The sequence below is a fragment of the Halomonas icarae genome, from assembly GCF_009901955.1.
GTDB classification, from domain to species: domain Bacteria; phylum Pseudomonadota; class Gammaproteobacteria; order Pseudomonadales; family Halomonadaceae; genus Halomonas; species Halomonas icarae.
This window is the reverse complement of record NZ_WUTS01000001.1, coordinates 3307637-3326620: the sequence shown is the minus strand read 5'-3', so window position 1 is coordinate 3326620 and position 18984 is coordinate 3307637. Positions and strand designations below refer to the sequence as shown.

The 18984-nt window shown below is 64.3% G+C and carries 19 protein-coding genes; 7 read left to right on the top strand and 12 right to left on the bottom strand.

Translation table 11 applies throughout. From position 1 onward, the window contains the following. Positions 1-76: 76 nt before the first annotated feature. Positions 77-559: a bacterioferritin gene (bfr, locus tag GRB80_RS15355; RefSeq protein WP_132043569.1), complete on the top strand. Its 483-nt coding sequence runs from the start codon at positions 77-79 to the stop codon at positions 557-559. Positions 560-684: 125 nt separating this feature from the next. Here bfr and GRB80_RS15350 read toward each other — a convergent pair whose 3' ends face one another. The 4 genes from GRB80_RS15350 to GRB80_RS15335 form a co-directional block, all read right to left on the bottom strand. Next, entirely contained in the window at positions 685-909 is a 225-nt protein-coding gene (locus GRB80_RS15350; RefSeq protein ID WP_132043571.1) for a DUF1653 domain-containing protein, read from the bottom strand. Positions 910-999: 90 nt separating this feature from the next. Then, positions 1000-1839 carry a tRNA cyclic N6-threonylcarbamoyladenosine(37) synthase TcdA gene (gene tcdA / locus GRB80_RS15345; RefSeq protein WP_161424114.1) on the bottom strand — a complete coding sequence of 280 codons (840 nt, stop codon included), beginning with the start codon at positions 1837-1839 and terminating at the stop codon, positions 1000-1002. Between the two features lie 4 nt (positions 1840-1843). Next, a complete protein-coding gene (locus GRB80_RS15340) occupies positions 1844-2650 on the bottom strand; it encodes a pseudouridine synthase (RefSeq protein WP_132043575.1) in 807 nt (268 codons plus the stop codon). Between the two features lie 128 nt (positions 2651-2778). Beyond that, positions 2779-3948: a cation diffusion facilitator family transporter gene (locus GRB80_RS15335; RefSeq protein WP_161424113.1), complete on the bottom strand. Its 1170-nt coding sequence runs from the start codon at positions 3946-3948 to the stop codon at positions 2779-2781. Positions 3949-4128: 180 nt separating this feature from the next. On the opposite strand from GRB80_RS15335, the gene aceK reads away from it, so the two are divergent. The 4 genes from aceK to GRB80_RS15315 all read left to right on the top strand — a co-directional run bounded on the left by aceK (position 4129) and on the right by GRB80_RS15315 (position 8067). Beyond that, complete coding sequence (gene aceK / locus GRB80_RS15330) at positions 4129-5874, top strand: bifunctional isocitrate dehydrogenase kinase/phosphatase (RefSeq protein ID WP_161424112.1); 1746 nt, start codon at positions 4129-4131, stop codon at positions 5872-5874. A gap of 81 nt (positions 5875-5955) precedes the next feature. Continuing rightward, positions 5956-6375 carry a SpoIIAA family protein gene (locus GRB80_RS15325; RefSeq protein ID WP_132043581.1) on the top strand — a complete coding sequence of 140 codons (420 nt, stop codon included), beginning with the start codon at positions 5956-5958 and terminating at the stop codon, positions 6373-6375. 73 nt (positions 6376-6448) lie between these two features. Continuing rightward, complete coding sequence (locus tag GRB80_RS15320) at positions 6449-7186, top strand: SIR2 family NAD-dependent protein deacylase (protein WP_161424111.1); 738 nt, start codon at positions 6449-6451, stop codon at positions 7184-7186. A gap of 53 nt (positions 7187-7239) precedes the next feature. Continuing rightward, complete coding sequence (locus GRB80_RS15315) at positions 7240-8067, top strand: tRNA-uridine aminocarboxypropyltransferase (protein WP_161424110.1); 828 nt, start codon at positions 7240-7242, stop codon at positions 8065-8067. 141 nt (positions 8068-8208) lie between these two features. On the opposite strand, the gene GRB80_RS15310 is transcribed toward GRB80_RS15315, so the two are convergent. The 4 genes from GRB80_RS15310 to GRB80_RS15295 all read right to left on the bottom strand — a co-directional run bounded on the left by GRB80_RS15310 (position 8209) and on the right by GRB80_RS15295 (position 10641). Next, on the bottom strand, positions 8209-8553 hold the full coding sequence (locus GRB80_RS15310) for a c-type cytochrome (RefSeq protein WP_161424109.1): 345 nt from the start codon (positions 8551-8553) through the stop codon (positions 8209-8211). 202 nt (positions 8554-8755) lie between these two features. Then, positions 8756-9697, bottom strand: coding sequence for a carbon-nitrogen hydrolase family protein (locus GRB80_RS15305; protein WP_161424108.1), 942 nt, complete (start codon positions 9695-9697; stop codon positions 8756-8758). Positions 9698-9712: 15 nt separating this feature from the next. Then, positions 9713-10168, bottom strand: coding sequence for a GFA family protein (locus GRB80_RS15300; RefSeq protein ID WP_237562005.1), 456 nt, complete (start codon positions 10166-10168; stop codon positions 9713-9715). Between the two features lie 41 nt (positions 10169-10209). Beyond that, a complete protein-coding gene (locus GRB80_RS15295; RefSeq protein WP_161424107.1) occupies positions 10210-10641 on the bottom strand; it encodes a cupin domain-containing protein in 432 nt (143 codons plus the stop codon). A 131-nt stretch (positions 10642-10772) separates the two neighbouring features. Between GRB80_RS15295 and GRB80_RS15290 the strand changes: the two genes are divergently transcribed. Then, positions 10773-13889: an ATP-binding protein gene (locus GRB80_RS15290; RefSeq protein WP_161424106.1), complete on the top strand. Its 3117-nt coding sequence runs from the start codon at positions 10773-10775 to the stop codon at positions 13887-13889. Positions 13890-13904: 15 nt separating this feature from the next. Beyond that, entirely contained in the window at positions 13905-14159 is a 255-nt protein-coding gene (locus GRB80_RS15285; protein WP_161424105.1) for a nickel-binding protein, read from the top strand. A 19-nt stretch (positions 14160-14178) separates the two neighbouring features. On the opposite strand, the gene GRB80_RS15280 is transcribed toward GRB80_RS15285, so the two are convergent. From GRB80_RS15280 to GRB80_RS15265, 4 genes are all read right to left on the bottom strand, one after another. After that, on the bottom strand, positions 14179-15396 hold the full coding sequence (locus tag GRB80_RS15280) for a TraB/GumN family protein (protein WP_374708683.1): 1218 nt from the start codon (positions 15394-15396) through the stop codon (positions 14179-14181). A 191-nt stretch (positions 15397-15587) separates the two neighbouring features. After that, a complete protein-coding gene (locus GRB80_RS15275; RefSeq protein ID WP_132043591.1) occupies positions 15588-17036 on the bottom strand; it encodes a TrkH family potassium uptake protein in 1449 nt (482 codons plus the stop codon). 28 nt (positions 17037-17064) lie between these two features. Further along, complete coding sequence (gene trkA, locus GRB80_RS15270; RefSeq protein WP_132043593.1) at positions 17065-18438, bottom strand: Trk system potassium transporter TrkA; 1374 nt, start codon at positions 18436-18438, stop codon at positions 17065-17067. Between the two features lie 102 nt (positions 18439-18540). Further along, entirely contained in the window at positions 18541-18747 is a 207-nt protein-coding gene (locus tag GRB80_RS15265) for a dodecin (RefSeq protein ID WP_161424103.1), read from the bottom strand. Positions 18748-18984 lie beyond the last annotated feature (237 nt).

The window sequence follows — 18984 nt, the reverse complement described above, 5'->3', positions numbered from 1 at the left end:
CGGTCGGGATTTGGCAATCGCCATCGTGGCGTGCCAAGCTTGAGGATGGTTCCCCCATGTCAGGAGAGGCAGATCCATGAAAGGCGACAGCAAGGTCATCGAACACCTCAATCGCGCTCTGGGCAACGAGCTGGTCGCGATCAACCAGTACTTCCTGCATGCCAAGATGTACAAGGACTGGGGCCTGAAGAGGCTGGCCAAATGGGAATATGACGAGTCCATCGAAGAGATGGTCCATGCCGACAAGCTGATCGAGCGCATCCTCTTTCTCGAGGGCATTCCCAACCTTCAGGACCTTGGCAAGCTGCATATCGGCGAAAACGTGCGTGAAATGCTCGAGTGTGACCTCAAGATCGAGCATGAGGGGCGCAAGGACTACATCGAGGCCATCGACTACTGCGAACAGGTCAAGGACTATGTGACTCGCGATCTGTTACGCGACCTGCTGGCCGACGAGGAAGAGCATATCGATCATATCGAGACCGAACTGGGGCTGATCGACAAGGTCGGTATCGAGAACTACCTGCTCAAGCAGATGCAGGAAGCCGGCGAAGAGTAATCACTCCCCCCTTTTTCTCGTCGGCCCTGTCCCGAGGTGCCTCCTTCAGGACCCATCGACCGTGACTCCCGGCGCCCAGGTGGCGCCGGTGTGCGTTTCTGCCTCCCGACCCGAGCAGGTCCGTCTCAGAAGGCCTTCTCCAGCTCGAAGCGTGGGACAGGTTCGCCCTGCACCTTGACCAGTTCGTTGAACATCGCGAGGGGGCGCACCCAGAGGCCGTATTCGCCATAGAGGGCGCGATAGACCACCAGAGGCTCCTCGGTCTCGCTGTGATGGGCCATGCCGAGCACCTCGTAACGGTTGCCCTTGTAGTGGCAGTAGATTCCGGGAACCGGCAGTGGGCGGGTCATGACACTCTCCTGAAGTAAGAAAAGAACTCTGAAACGAACTCTGGTAAGGGCTGCTGTTGGTGGCGCGGTTATTCTATGAATCCAGGAGACTCAGGCGCCAGTCTGGTGGCTGCTGGCCCGCTTTGCCAGCCTTGCCAGGGTGCGTGATGCGGCCACGAAGCCGAAGCTGCCGGTGACGAAGGTGGCGGCGCCGAAGCCGGAGGCGCAGTCCAGGCGGGTGGCCTCGCCGCTGCCCGGTTTCTGAAAGCACACCTCGCCGTCGCTGCCCGGATAGACCAGTTGCTCGTCGGAGTAGACACACTCCACCGAGAAGCGCCGCCGGGGGTTGCGCGAGAACCCGAAGTCGCGGCGCAGCCGAGAGCGCACCTTGGCCAGCAGGGGGTCATGTTCAGTGCGCGACAGGTCGGCCACCTTGATACGGGTGGGGTCGGTCTGGCCGCCGGCGGCACCGGTTACCGTGATCGGCAGCTTGCGCCGTCGACACCAGGCGATCAGCGCCGCCTTGGCCACCACGCTGTCGATGGCATCGATCACATGGTCGGCATCCTCGGGGATGCGCTCGGCCAGGTTGGTGGGGGTGACGAAGGCGGTATCGGCCACGATCTCGATGCCCGGCTGAATCGCCCGACAGCGCTCGGCCAGCACCTCCACCTTGGGACGGCCCACGGTACCGTCCAGGGCGTGGAGCTGGCGATTGGTATTGGAGACGCAGACATCGTCCAGGTCGATCAGGGTCAGCTTGCCGATGCCGGAGCGGGCCAGGGCCTCCACGGCCCAGCTGCCGACGCCTCCCACCCCGACGACCACGATATGGGCGCTGCGGAAGTATGCGAAGGCACGGGCGCCGTAGAGACGGCGGATGCCCCCGAAGCGCAGGTCGTGGTCATCCTCGGTGAGGCCGGCGGGAGAGGCGGTAATGGGATCGCTCATGGTCTCATGGAGTCGTGAGTGGGACGGTGGATGGTGCCGCGGTGGCGGGCCAGGGGATCTCGGTGGCCGAGAGGGTCTCTACGTTATCCTGGGGCAGGTGGCCGCTCCAGCCGAACCGCTCGAACAGCGCGCGCATGGCGCCATCCGGAGCACACTCGATGCGCAGCCGCTGGTCCGTCTCAGGATGATGGAAGGCCAGCCCCACGGCGGCCAGCAGCAGACGGGGTGTGTCCAGCTGCTCGGCGAAGAAGCGATTATGCTTGCCCTTGCCATGCTTGGCGTCACCGATGATCGGATAGCCACGCCGGGAGAAGTGGCGGCGGATCTGGTGGCGGCGTCCGGTCAGGGGGTATGCCTCCATCAACGAGTAGCGGCTCTGGGGGTAGCGATCCACCTGTATCGGCAGCTCCACGCTGTCCAGGCGGCGCACCACGGTGATCGCCTCCTGGGCCGGCATCTCCGCCTTGGGGCGACGACCATCCTCCTCGCGCAGCGCATAATCGAGGTGCTCGGCCTCGGGGCCGATACCACGCACCACCGCCAGGTAGCGCTTGACGACATCGCGCTCGGCGAAGGCGTCGCCCAGGCGAGTGGCGATCTCCGAGGAGAGGGCGAACACCATGGCTCCCGAGGTGGGGCGGTCGAGGCGGTGGACCGGATATACCCGCTGGCCCAGCTGGTCGCGCAGGCGCTGCAGCAGAAACTCGCGCTCACCCCGAGCCAGGGCCGTGCGGTGCACCAGCAGCCCGGCGGGCTTGTGCACGATCACCAGGTGCTCGTCGCGATAGAGGATACGCAGCTCGTCCGCCATGGCCCGGGTCCAATTCAGAAAGGGCGGCCATTGTCGCCTTCAGCCGTGGGGATGTCATCCCCGGTGGAGGGGTGCCTCATCGACGCCTGCTGCCAATCCATCGAGGCGCCTTCGGATTACTCGAGGGGTCAGTTGCCCACAGGCATGTAGGGAACGTCGGCCAGGCGACGCACCTCGACGTGGGAGAGCCAGTCGATATCCGCGGCGCACTCCTTCAGGTCGCGTATCACCGCTTGACTCTTCCGGGGATAGCCTTCGTCCAGGCAGATGACCACCGTCACTGCATCCTCCAGATAGTGCAGCTCCAGCTCGCGGATCTCCGGCCACACCTCGAGAGAGGACCAGCGCCGGGCCAGGGCAGCCTCGACCGCGGGTCGTAATGGCAACCCCGGGAAGCGACTGGGGTCCCCCTCGCCGGCGTCATCCTCGGGATCGATATGGAAGGTCAGGTCGGTCAGGGCGGGGAAGCCGTTACGCAGGCGGCGACTCACCTCGTTGCCGATCTCGTGCCCCTCGGAGACGCTGATTCGTGGTGACACCACCACATGCAAGTCGAGCATGGTGCGGCCCGCCGACTGGCGGGTGCGCAGGTCGTGGATGCCGCGAACGCCGGGCACGCTCATCGCCATCTGGCGCATCTCTTCCTGGGTGGCCACGGGCAGGGCGGTGTCCACGAGCTCGCGGCCCGAGTCCCACAGCAGGTCCCAGCCAACCTTGCCGACCAGCAGACCAACGATGACCGCGGCCGCGGTATCGATCCAGGTGGCACCGAACTGGCTACCGATCAGCGCCACCATGACCACGCCGGTGGAGAGCACGTCGCTACGGTGGTGCCAGGCGTTGGCCTCGAGCATCTTCGATCCGATGCGCTTCGCCACCCGACGGGTGATATGGAAGAGCCACTCCTTGGCGAGCAGTGCCAGGGCGGTGAGCAGGATCGCCCAGATGCCGGGTGGGGGGATTCGGGTGTCGGAGAGCAGCCGATCCAGGCTCGACCAGGCGATTGCGCCGGCCACGAAGATCAGCACGCTACCCAGAAACAGGGTCGCCAGGGTCTCGATACGCCCGTGGCCGTAGTGATGATCATGGTCGGGGCCCTGGTGGCCGTAGTGGGAGGCGGCGATCACGAAGCCATCGGTCACCAGATCGGAGAAGGAGTGCACGCCATCCGCCACCATCGCGGCGGAGCCGACGATCCAGCCCACGATGACCTTGGCCACGCCCAGCACGCAGTTCGTGCCTATCGAGAGATAGGTGACGCGACGGGTGGCCTGGTGTTTCTCGAGATGGGTCTGCATGGGCGGGTCCGAGAGGGGGCTTCCAGGAGGTAAGCGTAGAGGCTGTGGCCAAAATAGTACCGAACAGGTACTGATTGATGCAAGGCGGAAAGCCGGTGTCGCTTGCCACCATGGTCGGCTCGCCGCGGCGACGGGATAGGGCCATGCTCTACTCCTGCCTGATAGCGTCTGGAGACATGCATGCCGCTTTCCCCCTCCTATCGACTCGCCGCCACCATCCTGCATGGCTTCGACGAGTACCGTTCACGCTTCAAGGCGATTACCGCGGACGCCAGCCGACGCTTCGCCGCCGGAGCGTGGCGTGAGGCGCAGCGGGCCTCGGCGGAGCGTATCAATCTCTACGAGGAGAAGGTCCAGGCTACCCTGAAACGGCTGCGTCGCGGCTTCAGCGAGGAGCGGTTGATCGACTGCGAGTGCTGGAGAGAGGCGCGCACTCATTATGCAGAACTGATCGATCAGCGGCTGGATTACGAGCTGGCCGAGACCTATTTCAACTCGATGTTCTGCTCGCTCTTCCATCACCGCCATATCCGCAATGAGTGGATGTTTGTCTACAGCTCGCGAGAGCGGGCGGCACGCCTCTCCGGGCTGACCCTGTGTCGTCGTGCTCGAGTCCAGGGGGGCTGGACCGCCGGGTTGCGCTGGGCCCTGGAGGGTGCCCGTCTGGAGACCCCCTTCATCGATCTGGAAAATGATGCGGCCCGGGGAGGAGAGGTGCTCCGGGGGCTGCTGCCCGACACCATCCGTGATGACCCCGAGGCCGAGATCGAGCTGATCAAGAGTGTCTTCTATCGCAACAAGGGGGCGTATCTGGTCGGTCGGGTGCTGGGCGGTGGTGAACAGGTGCCGCTGGTACTGCCGGTGCTTCACGAAGTGGGAGCCGGACTCTATCTGGATACCGTGCTGATCGAGCCCGATGAGGTCTCGATCATCTTCTCGTTCACGCGTGCCTACTTCCAGGTCAAGGTCGTCGTGCCCAGCGAGTTCGTGCACTATCTTCAGGAGCTGATGCCCGACAAGCCGGAGGGTGAGCTCTACGCCGCCATCGGGTTTTTCAAGCATGGCAAGACCGAGTTCTTTCGCGGCCTCAATCGTCAGGTGGCACGCCGCGATGATCGCTTCATTATCGCCCCGGGAGTCCGCGGCATGGTCATGGCGGTCTTCGTGCTGCCCTCGTATCGCACCGTCTTCAAGATCATCAAGGACCGCTTCGACCCCTCCAAGTCGATGAGCCGTGAGAACGTGCGCGAGAAGTATCGCCTGGTCAAGCTGCACGACCGGGTGGGGCGCATGGCGGACACCCAGGAGTTCTCGAACTTCACCGCCCGCCAGGACCACTTCGATCCCGAGTGCCTGGCGCACCTGCTGGAGGTCGCCCCCTCCACCGTCTACCTGCGAGGTGACAAGGTGGTCATCAGGCACTGCTATACCGAGCGCATGATGACCCCGCTCAACCTCTATCTCGGGCAGTGCGACGAGGCGGAGACCCGGGCGGTGCTCAAGGACTATGGCAATGCCATCAAGCAGATGGCCGCCGCCAATATCTTCCCCGGCGATATGCTGCTCAAGAACTTCGGCGTGACCCGCCACGGCCGGGTGGTGTTCTACGACTATGATGAGGTGTGCTATCTCACCGAGTGCAACTTCCGGCATATCCCCGAACCGCTCTATCCCGAACAGGAGCTGGCCGATGAGCCCTGGTACTCGGTGGGACCCAACGACATCTTCCCCGAGGAGTTCGGCCCCTTCCTGTTTGCCGATATTCGCCTGCGGCGGCTCTTCTACGGGCTCCACCCCGAGCTGCTCGATGCCGACTACTGGAAGGGCTTGCAGCGTGCGGTCCTCGACGGCCGCGTCATCGACGTCTACCCCTATCGCAACAAGCAGCGCTTCAGCGGCGTCGAAAACGGGGACCTGGTCCACTAGCCGAAGCGTGGCGCGCTATGCTGAAAGAGCGTGAAGCCCCCTGGTGGTAATCCGTGGGGCTCTCAACCCAAGGAGAACGTCATGCTGGATCTGATTACTCACTCGGCAGGGCATGTCGTGGCGATGAAGGCGGGAGGCGTCGTCACCGCAAGCGAGTTGCAGCGTGCCATCGATGCCATCGAGGCCGCCAAGCAGAACCATCCGCTGGTCAGCATGGTGGTCGAAGTCGATAACCTGCGCTGGATGACCCTCGGTGCGCTGCTCAAGGATGTCGGTTATGGTCTGACTCAGCTCGGTGACCTGAAGCGTTACCACCGTGTGGCCGTGGTCACCGACCAGGCCTGGCTGAAACATGTCGCCCATCTGGAAGAGCGCCTCTTTCGCGCGTTGGAGATCCACACCTTCGCCAAGCGTGACCATGCCGCCGCCATGGCCTGGGCGGCCGAGCTTCCCAGGGGAGCCCATGAGAGCCCGGAGGAGGATGGCTATCACGGCGCCTGAGCCGGATCATGGTCGCTGGTCGACATCTGGCCGAGATGGTAGTTTCGAGAGAGTCGGTGTCGAGAGGTGATGAATGGTAGAGCGGCGCGCACCCCATCTGGTGGTGCTGACAGGAGCAGGTATCAGTGCCGAGAGCGGCATCCAGACCTTTCGTGCATCGGATGGTCTGTGGGCCAATCACCCCGTCGAGGAGGTGGCCACCCCCGGTGGCTGGCGGCGTGACCCCGCCCGGGTGCTGGCCTTCTACAATGCGCGACGAGAGCAGGTGCGTCGAGCGCGTCCCAATGCCGCCCACAAGGCCCTGGCGGCATTGGAACAGCAGGGTTTTCGGGTCAGCATCATTACCCAGAACATCGATGACCTGCATGAACGGGCCGGTTCTCGGCATGTCCTGCATCTGCATGGCGAGATTCTCAAGGCGCGCTCCACGGTGGATCGCCGCATGCACTATCCGCTGCCGCGTGGTGGCATCGCCCTGGGGGATGTGTGTGACAAGGGCAGCCAGCTGCGCCCCGATGTGGTGTGGTTCGGCGAGGATGTGCCCCACTTCCCCGAGGCCTGCGATATCGTGGCCGAGGCCGACCTGGTGTTGGTGGTGGGTACCTCGCTCGAGGTGATGCCGGCCGCCTCACTGCTCCAGCATGCTCCCTTTGGTGCCGGCTGCGTGCTGGTCGACCCCGAGGCCGAGGCACTGGCGCCTCCCGGTGTCGCCCGCCTCAGCCAGCCTGCCGGCAAGGGGGTGCCGGCGCTGGTCCGGCACTGGCGGCGTGAGGGACGGCTGTGGGTACCCGAGGCGCTGCTGGAGGGGTGATGTGCCAGGGTCATGCTAGAATGCGCCCCCGTTTTCTCCCCGGACAGGCCATCATGCAGGACGACTTCCCTCACGAGTCCGAGACGTTTCACGAGCCCGAGACCCCGCAGGCGCACGCTCCTCGGACTGGACTTTCCCGAGACCCGGGAACCGGGCCTGCTCGCGACCCCGGAACGGGTCGCCCACGCCCTCCGCGCCGAGAGTTCAAGGCCCGAGGGAGCTTCGTCGAGCGTTGTACGGGGTGCAACCTGCCGATGCTCAATTGCCTGTGTCCCTATCGAGTGCAAGCCAGAAGTTACGCCCGGGTGTGGCTGCTGACCCACTCCATGGAGCATTTCAAGCCTACCAATACCGGACGGCTGATCCAGGATGTGCTTCCCGATACCGAGGTGTTCACCTGGTATCGCACCGCGCCGGACGAGCGCCTGCTGGCGCTGCTGGACGACAAGCGCTTCGCGCCCTTCGTGGTCTTTCCCGATGATCAGCCCGACTATGCCGAGCGCGTGGTCGACATCGACGCCGTGACCGAATCCCGGGCGGCGGGTCGCATTCCCGTCTATCTGCTGCTCGATGGTACCTGGCGGCAGGCGCGACGGATCTTCCGCAAGAGCCCCTATCTGGATGCCTTGCCGGTGTTGCCGTTGCGCACGGAGCGCTTGACGCGCTACCGGCTGCGCAAGCCCGCCTCCAGCTCACATCTGTGTACCGCCGAGGTGGCCGCCGAACTGCTGCGACAGGGGGGCGACGAGGAGGCCGCCCTGGCCCTGGACGACTATTTCGACGCCTTCAATGAGTGCTATGCCGCCAGCCGGCGCTTCGAGAAGATTGAGGCGCCGACGGCGGCGATGCGGCGTCTGCTGACAGCCAGTGGCGAGTCCTGACGCCTGGAAGTGACGTCTGACCATCTTCTCCGTGGCGCTGTCATGGCACGGAATGTTGGTCGATCGAGTATTGATCGAGAAGCAGTCCGATGTTGATCGGTAGGGCTCGGGTGAGCGTCACTGCCACGAGGTAAGTCGAGCCTACTCTCCCTTGTGCATGCCCAGAATCCAGTCGACCAGCCGCTCGGCCTCCTCCTCGCTGACCTCGGGGCGCTCATCGGTCTCCGGCATGGTTGCCGAACCCCAGTGATCCTCGCCCCCCGTCATCACCACATCGACCAGATACCCTCGCATCTCTCCTCCCGCGTATTTTGCGGCAATGCTGTTGAACCCTGGAGCCCTGGGCGTCTCATCTTCACTGGCGTGGCAGCTCATGCACTGTTTGTCAGTAGCCAGCTGCTGTGTGTCCTCGTGCATGTCGGCCAGGGAAGCGGTGGTACTCAGCCATAGGAGTCCAGACAGTGTTGTTGCGATCATGATCTTCATTTCTTCGCACCTCCTGTATAGGGCGAATGAAAATGGACGATTATCGTTATTGTGTCATCACATGATCCCTGCGCCTTCAATGAAGGTAGTGGTGGACCTGCCAGCCGTCCATGACGGAGGTCAAGCATCTCCCTGGCGGAGGTCAAGCATAGTCGCCCGGCGAGCCGTGACCTGTAGTAAGGCCTTAGCTCGCCAGTGTTATTCACTTGTCCGAGAACACCAATGGAGGAAGCGGCTTGCGGTCCACAGAGAGCGAGAAGATATCCGGCCGAGCATAGTGCCCGCATACATCGAGGGTGCGCCTTGCTCGCCGAGCCACTTCTACATCGATCTCGGCATAGAGGATGCCCTTTTCGCGGTGTAGGGGACCCGCTGTCACCTCGCCCGATGGGGCGATGACGGTGGCATTCCCCGGATTGATCCATTCCTCCGGGCTGAAGAGCCTGTCGCGGTCGGGGAAGGTGGCGGGGATATCTCGTCCCTGAATGGCGGTGGCTGTACCGATTACCCAGCAGCCGCCTTCCTTGGCGATATGACGTAGGGTGGCAAGGCCGATATCACTGGCATCCCAGGTCGGGTTGATGAAGATTTCAAGGTCCTGAGCATAGAGAGCGTAGCGCGCCAGTGGCATATAGCACTCCCAGCAGATCAGGTTGCCGAGTCGTCCCGCGGGGGTGTCGACGACCCTGAGACCCGTCGCGTCCCCCATGCCCCATACCATGCGCTCCGGATTGGTCGGCATCAGCTTGCGATGGCGGTTGAGTAGTGTGCCATCCGGCCCGATCACCACGACGGTGTTGAAAAGCGTGGTGCCGCTGTAGCGGGTGTCGAGCTCATGGATCCCCACGACGAGGGTCACGGCGTGCTTGGCCGCTGAGTCCTGCAAGGATTGCAAGCCCGCGTGGGCCAGATCGACGGCATTGGCGCGCAGTCTGGCATGGATGTCGCTGGACAGCGCCATGTCGCCCCCCGGCACAAGGCGCCAGACCCAGGTCGGATAGCCGGGAATATAGGCTTCCGGGAACACCAGCAGATTCGCGCCATTGTTGGCTGCCTCGTCGATCGAGAGCAGCATCTGTTCGATGGTCTCTTCTCGCTGGAGCAGCACCGGTGGCTTCTGAATTATCGCAATGTTCGTGTTCATGGTGGTTCTCCTTCTTCACTCCGGCAGCAGAGCACCGGTTCCCCCCATGTCGGCGGGGATATCCTGCTGTTTGGGGAGACCGTCTCGCATCGGTAGGACCGTTTCTTGGTAGTTGACGTGCAAGGACGGCGTGAAGGCCAGCGTTGGAACGATGGCGGCATAGACATCCACCACCCCCCAGAGGGGGTGTTCGGTCAGCAGGTGGCCGCCACAGTGTTGGCACCATTTGCGAATGCTCTTTTCGCTCTTCTGGAAGCTGGCGATATGCTCGATGCCCCTGGTGATCCTTACGCTATCGGGCTTCCAGAGAGTGAAGGCATTGACCGGGCCTGCCGACCAGGCTCGGCAGGCGTCACAATGGCAGTAGCCCATGGCCACGGGCTCTCCCGTTACGGTGAGCTCCACGGCGCCGCAGAAGCACCTGCCCGTGTAGGTGCTTTCCTGAGTGCTGTCATGAGTCATGGTGTTCATGGTCTGTCTCCTTTCATTTGCGTGTCTGGATACTTGATGGCTCATGGGCGAATCAGGTTTGGCGTGCCTTGTTGGCCGGAGAACACGATCAAGAGGCGGGCCGGCACGTCACCAGGATTGCGGCCGTTGTGCCAGGTGTTGATGACCTCGGCGAACCCTTGACCCGCGTCGAACGTCTTTATGCCGTGTCCCTCGATCTCGATGGAGAGCTGGCCCTCAAGCATGTAGACGAACAGGGGGACCGGATGCAGATGACGCCCGACCTGACCGCCAGGCTCGATCTCCGCCAGCACGGCCACGAGCTGGTTGTTTCCCTGAGGGAAATGGATCGGTTGGCCGGTGATGGTCTCTGTCGCCTCCAGGATGGGCGTGATTGTGAGACCCTCCGGGCCGAACGTTGACGCACTGTCTTCCGCCATCAGGCCTTCGGCGGCAAAAAGCAGCAGGGGTGCAAGAGCAAGTAGCGGTTTCATGGCAACCTCCCAGGTTTGTTATCGGAGCGACTCGGCGTGTCCGTATCGCTCAACTGCTAGACTGGAAGGCAGGCGTGGGAAGGCCCGTGGGAACCACCATGGGAATGCACCCGGCCTGACAGGAGGCGTGCGTGGGTGGCTGTCCTCTCGAACTTCATCTCCTCGGCGAATTGCAGCTCGCCACCAAGGGCAGGGAGGTCGCTCTGCCGGCCTCGAAGAAGACGCGCGCGCTGCTGGCCTATCTCGTCGCCACCGGCGGGCCGCATCGTCGGCAGTGGTTGTGTGATTTGTTGTGGGAGGGGCCGAACGATCCGCGGGGTGAGCTGCGGTGGAGCCTGGCCAAGATACGCCCACTGCTGGACATGGGGGGAAGGGTCCGCCTGGAAACCAACCGGTCGTGGGTCGCCTTCGCGCCGTCCGCCGCGAAGGTTGACCTCATCACGGCTCGCGAGTCGCTGGACGATATTGCGAATGCATCCCTGACAAGTCTGCGAGCCGCCCTTGCGTTGTTTCGTGGTGAGTTTCTGGATGGTCTCGACCTGCCTGCCTGTTACCGTTTCCAGGCATGGTGTCTGGCCGAGCGCGCGGCTCTCAGCAAGCTTCGGCTGGCCGCCCTCGATGCCCTGGTCAACCGGCTGAGCGATAGCCCCGAGGAGGCGCTCACCCAGGCCCGCGCCCTGGTGGCGATCGATCCCTTGACGGAAGGTGGGCATGTCCATGTCGTACGCCTGTTGGGTCGACTGGGACGCCGACGTGAGGCCCTTGAGGAGTATGAGTGGGCTCACCAGCTGCTGGAGCGTGAAATGGGGGTGGCATCGTGCGAGGCGCTGGAGAGGGCCCGGCGTGCTATCAAGCCGAAGTCTTTTGCACCTCTACAGGAGCAGGGGAGAGAAGAGCTGCCGGAAGCGAAGAGCAGCGAAAGCCAGGCCGCGAGCGGCCGTTCGCCACGCAATTCCATGACGCTTGTTGGCCGCCATGCGGAGCGTGTCCAGATAGAGCAGCTGGTGTCGGCGGCCATCGATGGCCGGTCAACGCCGCTGCTGCTGATCACGGGCGAGCCCGGCATCGGCAAGAGTCGGCTGCTCGAGTATCTCGTCGAGCGCATGACCATGAGCGGTGCCTTCTGTCTCACGGGACGCGCCTTCGAGGCGGAGGCGGTGCGTCCCTACGGTATCTGGAGCGATGCCCTGCGTGCGATCCCTGCCGATACCATTCCCGATGAGGTGGGGCATGGCCTGTTACAGCTTCGGCCCGACATGGGCCAACCGCCGACGATACCGGTAGATCGTGCGCGGTTCTTCGAGGCGATTCTCTCGCTGCTGCAACACCTGTCTCGGCAGGCGCCGCTGTTGGTGGTGCTGGACGACCTGCAGTGGCTCGACGAGGCCTCGTCGGCGCTCTTCCATTATGTGGCCAGGAGCCTGCTTGCCTCGAACATTGGCCTGTTGGCCTGCGCCTTCCGCCCGGGAGAACTCGAGGATAATCCCGCCGTCTTGCGAACGCTGCAGACCCTGGAACGTGACGAGCAGGTGTTAAGGCTTCCCCTTGCAGTGCTGAGTGCCGCTGAAACCGCCCAATTGGTGCAGGCCGTCAATCCGGAAGTCGATGTCGCGGCCATTGCGGGGGAGAGCGAGGGGCACCCTCTGTTTGCTCTGGAGCTTGCCCGGACATTCCGTGAGGGGCATTACCAGCCGGGTCGTTCGCTGCAGGTGGTGATCGCACAGCAGTTCGACATGCTGGGTGATCCCTGTCGCGGTCTGGTGGCCTGGGCCGCGACGATGGGGCGGGCCTTCGGCCCCGAGCTGCTGATTCAACTGGCGCGGCTCGAGATGCCGGTGCTTCTCAGCGCCCTGGAGGCGCTGGAGCGCCGCGGCATCCTGCGAATCGCCAACGAGGACCGCTATGACTTTGTGCATGACCTCGTGCGTCGAGTCGCATATCAGCGAATCTCCCAGCCGCGTCGCAAGTTGATGCATGGCCAGATCGCGCAAGTCCTGGCCGAGCGGGTCGAGAGCCAAGAGGAGCTGGCCTCCGACCTCGCCCACCACGCGGAACTTGCCGGGGAGCATGCGCTGGCGGCTCGTGCCTGTGTCCTCGCCGGTGAGCGGAGCCTGCGGCTCTTCGCCAATGTGGAGGCGACGGCGCTGGCCAGGCGTGGGCGCGCGCATCTCGACAGCCTGGCGGATGACGCGCTTCGCCGCGAGCTGCTGATCGGCCTGTTCAAGGTGGAGATCCTGGCCGCTGCCGGACCCGCCATGCGCTCACCGCCGCCGTTGGTGAGCGAGCTGAGCGAGGCGGTCAGCGATGCCGAGGTGGCTGGCCAGCATGCGGCGGCGGCGACAGGCCACTACCTGCTCTCGGTGTTGCATCAGAAGGGTGGCGACACCCTCCGCGCCACACAAAGCACGGTACGTGCTGCGGCGGTGGGGCGTGGTACTCACCGGCAGACGCTCGCTCGCCAGCTTGCCAACACCGCACGTTGCCTGATCGAGCTGGAGACCGAGATACCGCGGGCGCGAGCCCTGCTCAGGGAGGTGGACACTCTCCTCGGGGACGCCGGTCAAGGCGTCTGTGAGCTGCAATGGGGGCATGGGCTGCTCGAGCGCTGGGAAGGAAACAGCGAGCACGCCGCACTGCTAACCGAACGCGCGCTCGGTCTTGCCCGAGATGCGCAGGACCGATGGAGGGAGTATCAATGCCTGACCTGGCTTGCCGTGATCGAGTTCGAGCGCGGCCGGTACGCCACCGTCATGGAGCGCTGCAGTGAGCTGCGGGCGGTTGCGGTGGGGCTGGGTGAACAGCAGGCGCCGGTCGCCGATACCCTGCAGGCGCTTGCCGAGTTTGCTGACGACAGCGAGCCACGTCTCGACCGGCTGGCAGCGGCGTTGACGCAGCTGCGGGCCGTAGACGACAAGAGCCACCTTGCTTATGCCCTGAATACGGCTGCCTCGCTCTGTGTTCGCCAAGGGCAGCCGAGCAGGGCACAGGGCTTCGCCAAAGAAGCGCTGGACGCGGCGGTTGCCATGCAACGGCATGACGAAGCCACTATCGCCCAGGCGACCCTCGCCGGCCTCGGCGGACGGTATCGGGAGGAAGCCGCCAGCGGGGCAATCGAGCGACTAACTCGCCGGTCTGCTGAGCTCGAGCGGTGTAATGCCAGGGTGCGGGCGGCCATTGCTGAAGTGGCGGTCATCGCCCGCGCCGCCCCTGATGTGGTGCCAGCGCTGCCCACCAACGAGCAGCGCTAAACCAGGAGAAAGTCGATGTCACATATCATCGTCGAACGCAGCTTCGCCACACCGCTGAGGGAAGAGGAGCTAACGGCAGTCGAGGCGCGCATGATGCCGTGTCTCGAGCTCTATCGGGTGCGTTGGATTCGCAGTTACTGGTCGGCGGATCGGCGGCGGATGATCTGCGAATATGAGGCGCCAGACGCTGCCAGCGTGAAGTCGGTGCAACGCGAAGCCGAGGCCAGGTTCGACCAGGTGTGGGTGGCCGAGGTGCTGGGCGAACCATGACCGTTTCGGGGGCGGAGGGTCAGCCGCTGCCGAACAGGGTGCCGGCGATACGGAAACCGGCGATCCAGGTGCCGGCGGCAGAGCCTAGCGTGGCGGCCAGAAACACCAGCAGGGTGCGTGAGACCCGGTTGTGCCACCACCCCTTGAGGTGGGTGACGTCGTGGCGCAGCGTGGAGAAGTCGCGCACCTTGGGCTTGCGCAGGTAGAGCTCGACCCCGGCCGCGACGAAGCCGGCACCGATGGTGGGGTTGAGCGAGGTGAGCGGTGCGGCGAAGAAGGTGGCAATGACCGTGAACGGGTGGGCCAGGGCCACCAGGGTAGCCCCCGCCGAGAGCACCCCGTTGATCAGGAACCACTCCGCCACCAGCTGCCAGCCGAGGCCGGTATTGCGCGAGAAGCCGATGGCGAAGCCGGTAAGCACCAGGGCGGTGATGACCCAGGGCAGTGCCTTCCAGATCTTCGACGGCGGCGGCGTGGCCTCGAGTCGCTGGCGCTCCTCGGCCGGCTGTTGCGGCAGCTCGTCGGTGAAGTGATCGGCCATGCCCTTCATATGGCCGGCTCCGATCACCACCAGCACATGTCGATAACGCCCCGGCGGAGCATCCTCGGCCAGGCGCAACACCATGTAACGGTCACGCTCGCTGATCAGTGGGGTATAGAGGCTCTCGGACTCGGCCGCGAATTCGCTGAAGGTGGATTCCAGCACGTCGCCCTCCTTGAGGCGCTCGACCTCTTCGGGGGAGACCTCCTGGCGAGACAGCACGCTACCCAGCAGCCCCGAGAACAGCGAGAAGCGCTGCCACCAGGGGACGTTGTGGTAGATGCGCTTGAGGGTCACGCCGACATCGCGGTCGATCAGCAGCAGCGGCAGCGCCGCCCGCTGGGACTCCTCCAGGGCGGCGCGCATCTCGGCTCCGGGCTCGATACCGGACTGTTCGGCGAGGCGCTGCTGGAAGGCACCCAGCGCCAGGCTGGCGGCCACCACGCCAGCCTTGCCCTGGCGGAAGACCTGGAACAGGTCCTGTTCCGCCAGGGCGTCGGGGTTGGTGAGGCTGTGATGGCGGGAGTCACACAGTTCGATGGCCACGGCGTCGAACTCACCCGAGCGAATCAGTCGGCGCACGTCCTCGGCGCTCTCGGCGGAGACGTGGGCGGTGCCGAGCAGGGTATAGCGGGTCTCGCCGATCTGCAGGACCCGCTGCGGGCCGCTGATGGTATCGTCCGGGCGTGTCGGCATGGGGGCCTGGGTCTCGGTCATGGGGGCTCGACTCGAAGAAGTGAGGGCTCGATTATCCATGAACGCTCCCGTCGGGCCAAACCTCCTGCATATCGGCTCGGGGCGATTGCAGATGGCAGCGCCGCTCAAGGCGGCTCCGGCGACGGGCTGTCACCCTGCGGTGACGGCGATAGCCCTGCGTCCCGGTTCGGCTAGCGGCGCCAGAAGGCGGGGGTGAACAGCACCAGCACGGTGAAGATCTCCAGGCGGCCCAGCAGCATGGCCAGCACCAGAATCCACTTGGCCAGATCGGGCAGGTCGCCGTAGTGGGCCGAGGCCTCGCCCAGGGCCGGCCCCAGGTTATTGAGCGCCGACCCCACCGTGGACCAGGCGGTTATCTGGTCGACCCCGGTGGCCATCACCCCCACCAGCATCAGGAAGAACAGCATCACGTAGACGGAGAAGAACCCCCATACCGCCTGGGCGATGCCGTCGGGCACGCTCACCCTGCCGATCTTGACCGTGATCACCGCGCTCGGGTGGATCAGGCGCATCACCTCCCGCATGCCCTGCTTGAGAATCAGTATGATGCGGATCACCTTCATGCCGCCCCCGGTGGAGCCCGAACAGCCCCCCACGAAGGCGGCCATGAACAGCAGGAAGGGCAGGGCGCCGGGCCACAGCGAAAAGTCGGTAACGGCGAAGCCCGTGGTAGTGGCCACCGAGACCACCTGAAACAGGGCGTGGCGAAGACCAAGCTCGGTCCCATAGGTGTCGGTCAGCCACAGCGAGACGGTGGTGATGGTGGTCAGACCGGCAAGAAACAGCAGCAGGAAGCGTGCCTCGGGGTCCTCGAAGTAGTGCAGCAGGCTGCGTTCCCGCCAGGCGATGAAGTGTAGGCTGAAGCTGACGGCCGACACTATCAGGAAGAACACGCAGATCATCTCGATGGCGGCACTGTCGAAATAGCCGATGCTGGCATCGTGGGTGGAGAAGCCGCCGATCGCCACGGTAGAGAAGCTGTGGCCCAGGGCGTCGAACCAGTCCATGCCGGCGGCCATGTAGGCGAACGTGCAGGCGATGGTCAGCGAGGCATAGATGTACCAAAGGGCCTTGGCGGTCTCGGTGATGCGCGGGGTCAGCTTGGAGTCCTTGAGCGGCCCCGGAATCTCGGTGCGATACAGGGCCATGCCACCGACCCCCAGGGTCGGCAGGATCGCTACCGCCAACACCACAATGCCCATGCCGCCCAGCCACTGCAGTTGCTGGCGGTAATAGAGGATCGATTCGGGCAGGTGATCGATGCCGGTGATTACGGTGGCGCCGGTGGTGGTCAACCCCGAGAAGGATTCGAACACCGCATCGGTAAGCGTAAGCGCCGACTCGCCGGTCAGCATCAGCGGCAACGAGCCGAACAGCGCGAGTACGCTCCAGAACAGCGCCGCGATCAGGAAGCCATCGCGGGTACGCAGTTCCTTCCGAGCGCGGCGGTTGGGCAGGAACATCAGGGCGCCGGTCGCCACGGTGATGCCGATGGCCACGGCGAAGGCATCCCACTGGCCGTCGGCGAACAGCAGCGAGATCAGGATCGGCGGCATCATGGTCAGGCTGAAGAGCATCAACAGCAGCCCCAGGATACGCAGCGTCATGCGCAGGCTCATCGGACGGCTCTCCTTGCGTCGCGGGCTTTCAGAAGAAGGTCAGCCCGACCTGAAACAGTCGCTCCACATCGCGGATGCGGCGCTTGTCGATCACGAACAGGATGACATGGTCGCCGGACTCCACCACTACATCATCATGGGCGATCATCACCTCCTTGCCACGCACGATGGCACCGATGGTGGAGCCCCGCGGAAGATCGATCTCGCCGATGGAGCGCCCCACCACCCGGGATGACTGGATATCGCCGTGGGCGATGGCCTCGATGGCCTCGGCGGCGCCGCGGCGCAACGAGTGGACGTTGACGATGTCGCCTCGACGCACGTGGGTCAGCAGGCTGCCGATGGTGGCCTGCTGGGGCGAGATGGCGATATCGATCTCGCCGCCCTGGACCAGGTCGACATAGGCGGCATTGTTGATCAGCGTCAGCACCTTCTTGGCCCCCATGCGCTTGGCCAGCATCGACGACATGATATTGACCTCGTCGTCGTTGGTCAGGGCGCAGAAGATGTCGCACTCCTCGATATTCTCTTCCTCGAGCAGGCGCTTGCTGGTGGCGCTGCCGTGCAGGACGACGGTGCGGTCGAGGCGTTCGGAGAGTACCGTGCAGCGCTCCAGGCTGTGTTCGATGATCTTCACCTGATGGCTGTGCTCCAGGTGCTCGGCGAGGCGCTCGCCGATATTGCCGCCGCCGGCGATCATGATGCGCCGGAAGTCGCGGTCGAGGCGGCGCAGCTCGCTCATTACCGCACGAATATCGCGACGGGCGGCGATGAAGAAGACCTCGTCATCGGCCTCGATGACGGTATCGCCCCGTGGGATGATGGGACGGTTGCGTCGATAGATGGCGGCCACCCGGGTATCCACGCTGGGCATGTGGCGGCGCAGGAAGGCCAAGTCCTGACCCACCAGTGGGCCGCCGTAGACCGCCTTGACCGCCACCAGCTGCACCAGACCACCGGCGAACTCGAGCACCTGCAGGGCACCAGGGTATTCGATCAGACGGCGGATGTGGTCGGTGACCACCTGCTCGGGGCTGATCAGCACATCGATGGGCACCGCCTCGTGGGCAAACAGCCCGCGGCGGGTGAGATAGGCGGTGGCCCGCACCCGGGCGATCTTGGTCGGGGTGCGAAAGAGGGTGTGCGCCACCTGGCAGGCGATCATGTTGACCTCGTCCTGGCTGGTCACCGCGATCAGCATGTCGGCGTCTTCGCAGCCGGCCTGACGCAGCACCATGGGATAGGAGCCGGGGCCCACCACGGTGCGGATGTCGAGCCTGGTATGTAGCTCGCGCAGCTTGTCGCCATCGGTGTCGACGACGGTGATGTCGTTCTCCTCGCGGGCCAGATGCTCGGCCAGGGTGCCGCCGACCTGGCCGGCGCCGAGAATGATGATCTTCATCGCGTGAGGGTTCCGCTGGGTCGAGGGGTGGCGAAAGCTGATGCGCCGCTGCACGTGGCGGCTAGACTAAACCAGCCGCCACGGGAAGGACAGGGGGCGGTGTCAGTCCAGGGTGAAGCCGACCTTGATGGTGACCTGCCAGTGCTGCACCCGGCCATGCTCGATATGGCCGCGGGTATCGATGACCTCGAACCAGCGCATGCCATGCAGGCTCTCGCTGGCCTTGCCGATGGCGCTCTCGATGGCCTGCTGAATGCCCTGCTCCGAGGAGCCGGTGAGTTCGAGATGCTTGTAGACATGACTGCTCATGATTCCTCCTGCACGTATCGATTGGTGGTGCATGCGTGAGGCGGGCTCCTTCGTGAGCCTGACCCTAGTGCTTCCTAAGTCTGGCCTAGCTGTTTCTTAAGTCTGGCCTAGTACTACAGTCGTAACTAATGCCGTGATCGTTCATGCATTGCCATCCGGACTTGCTGCTGCCGACAGTGGCACCGCCAAGCCCGGTACTGGTGCTTTCGTCGCCAGTCCGACCAATGAAGCACATGG

Coding starts and splice junctions, on each gene's coding strand:
- bfr (WP_132043569.1), top strand. CDS start 77: ATGAAAGGCGACAGCAAGGTCATCGAACACCTCAATCGCGCTCTGGGC.
- GRB80_RS15350 (WP_132043571.1), bottom strand. CDS start 909: ATGACCCGCCCACTGCCGGTTCCCGGAATCTACTGCCACTACAAGGGC.
- tcdA (WP_161424114.1), bottom strand. CDS start 1,839: ATGAGCGATCCCATTACCGCCTCTCCCGCCGGCCTCACCGAGGATGAC.
- GRB80_RS15340 (WP_132043575.1), bottom strand. CDS start 2,650: ATGGCGGACGAGCTGCGTATCCTCTATCGCGACGAGCACCTGGTGATC.
- GRB80_RS15335 (WP_161424113.1), bottom strand. CDS start 3,948: ATGCAGACCCATCTCGAGAAACACCAGGCCACCCGTCGCGTCACCTAT.
- aceK (WP_161424112.1), top strand. CDS start 4,129: ATGCCGCTTTCCCCCTCCTATCGACTCGCCGCCACCATCCTGCATGGC.
- GRB80_RS15325 (WP_132043581.1), top strand. CDS start 5,956: ATGCTGGATCTGATTACTCACTCGGCAGGGCATGTCGTGGCGATGAAG.
- GRB80_RS15320 (WP_161424111.1), top strand. CDS start 6,449: ATGGTAGAGCGGCGCGCACCCCATCTGGTGGTGCTGACAGGAGCAGGT.
- GRB80_RS15315 (WP_161424110.1), top strand. CDS start 7,240: ATGCAGGACGACTTCCCTCACGAGTCCGAGACGTTTCACGAGCCCGAG.
- GRB80_RS15310 (WP_161424109.1), bottom strand. CDS start 8,553: ATGAAGATCATGATCGCAACAACACTGTCTGGACTCCTATGGCTGAGT.
- GRB80_RS15305 (WP_161424108.1), bottom strand. CDS start 9,697: ATGAACACGAACATTGCGATAATTCAGAAGCCACCGGTGCTGCTCCAG.
- GRB80_RS15300 (WP_237562005.1), bottom strand. CDS start 10,168: ATGAACACCATGACTCATGACAGCACTCAGGAAAGCACCTACACGGGC.
- GRB80_RS15295 (WP_161424107.1), bottom strand. CDS start 10,641: ATGAAACCGCTACTTGCTCTTGCACCCCTGCTGCTTTTTGCCGCCGAA.
- GRB80_RS15285 (WP_161424105.1), top strand. CDS start 13,905: ATGTCACATATCATCGTCGAACGCAGCTTCGCCACACCGCTGAGGGAA.
- GRB80_RS15280 (WP_374708683.1), bottom strand. CDS start 15,396: ATGCCGACACGCCCGGACGATACCATCAGCGGCCCGCAGCGGGTCCTG.
- GRB80_RS15275 (WP_132043591.1), bottom strand. CDS start 17,036: ATGAGCCTGCGCATGACGCTGCGTATCCTGGGGCTGCTGTTGATGCTC.
- trkA (WP_132043593.1), bottom strand. CDS start 18,438: ATGAAGATCATCATTCTCGGCGCCGGCCAGGTCGGCGGCACCCTGGCC.
- GRB80_RS15265 (WP_161424103.1), bottom strand. CDS start 18,747: ATGAGCAGTCATGTCTACAAGCATCTCGAACTCACCGGCTCCTCGGAG.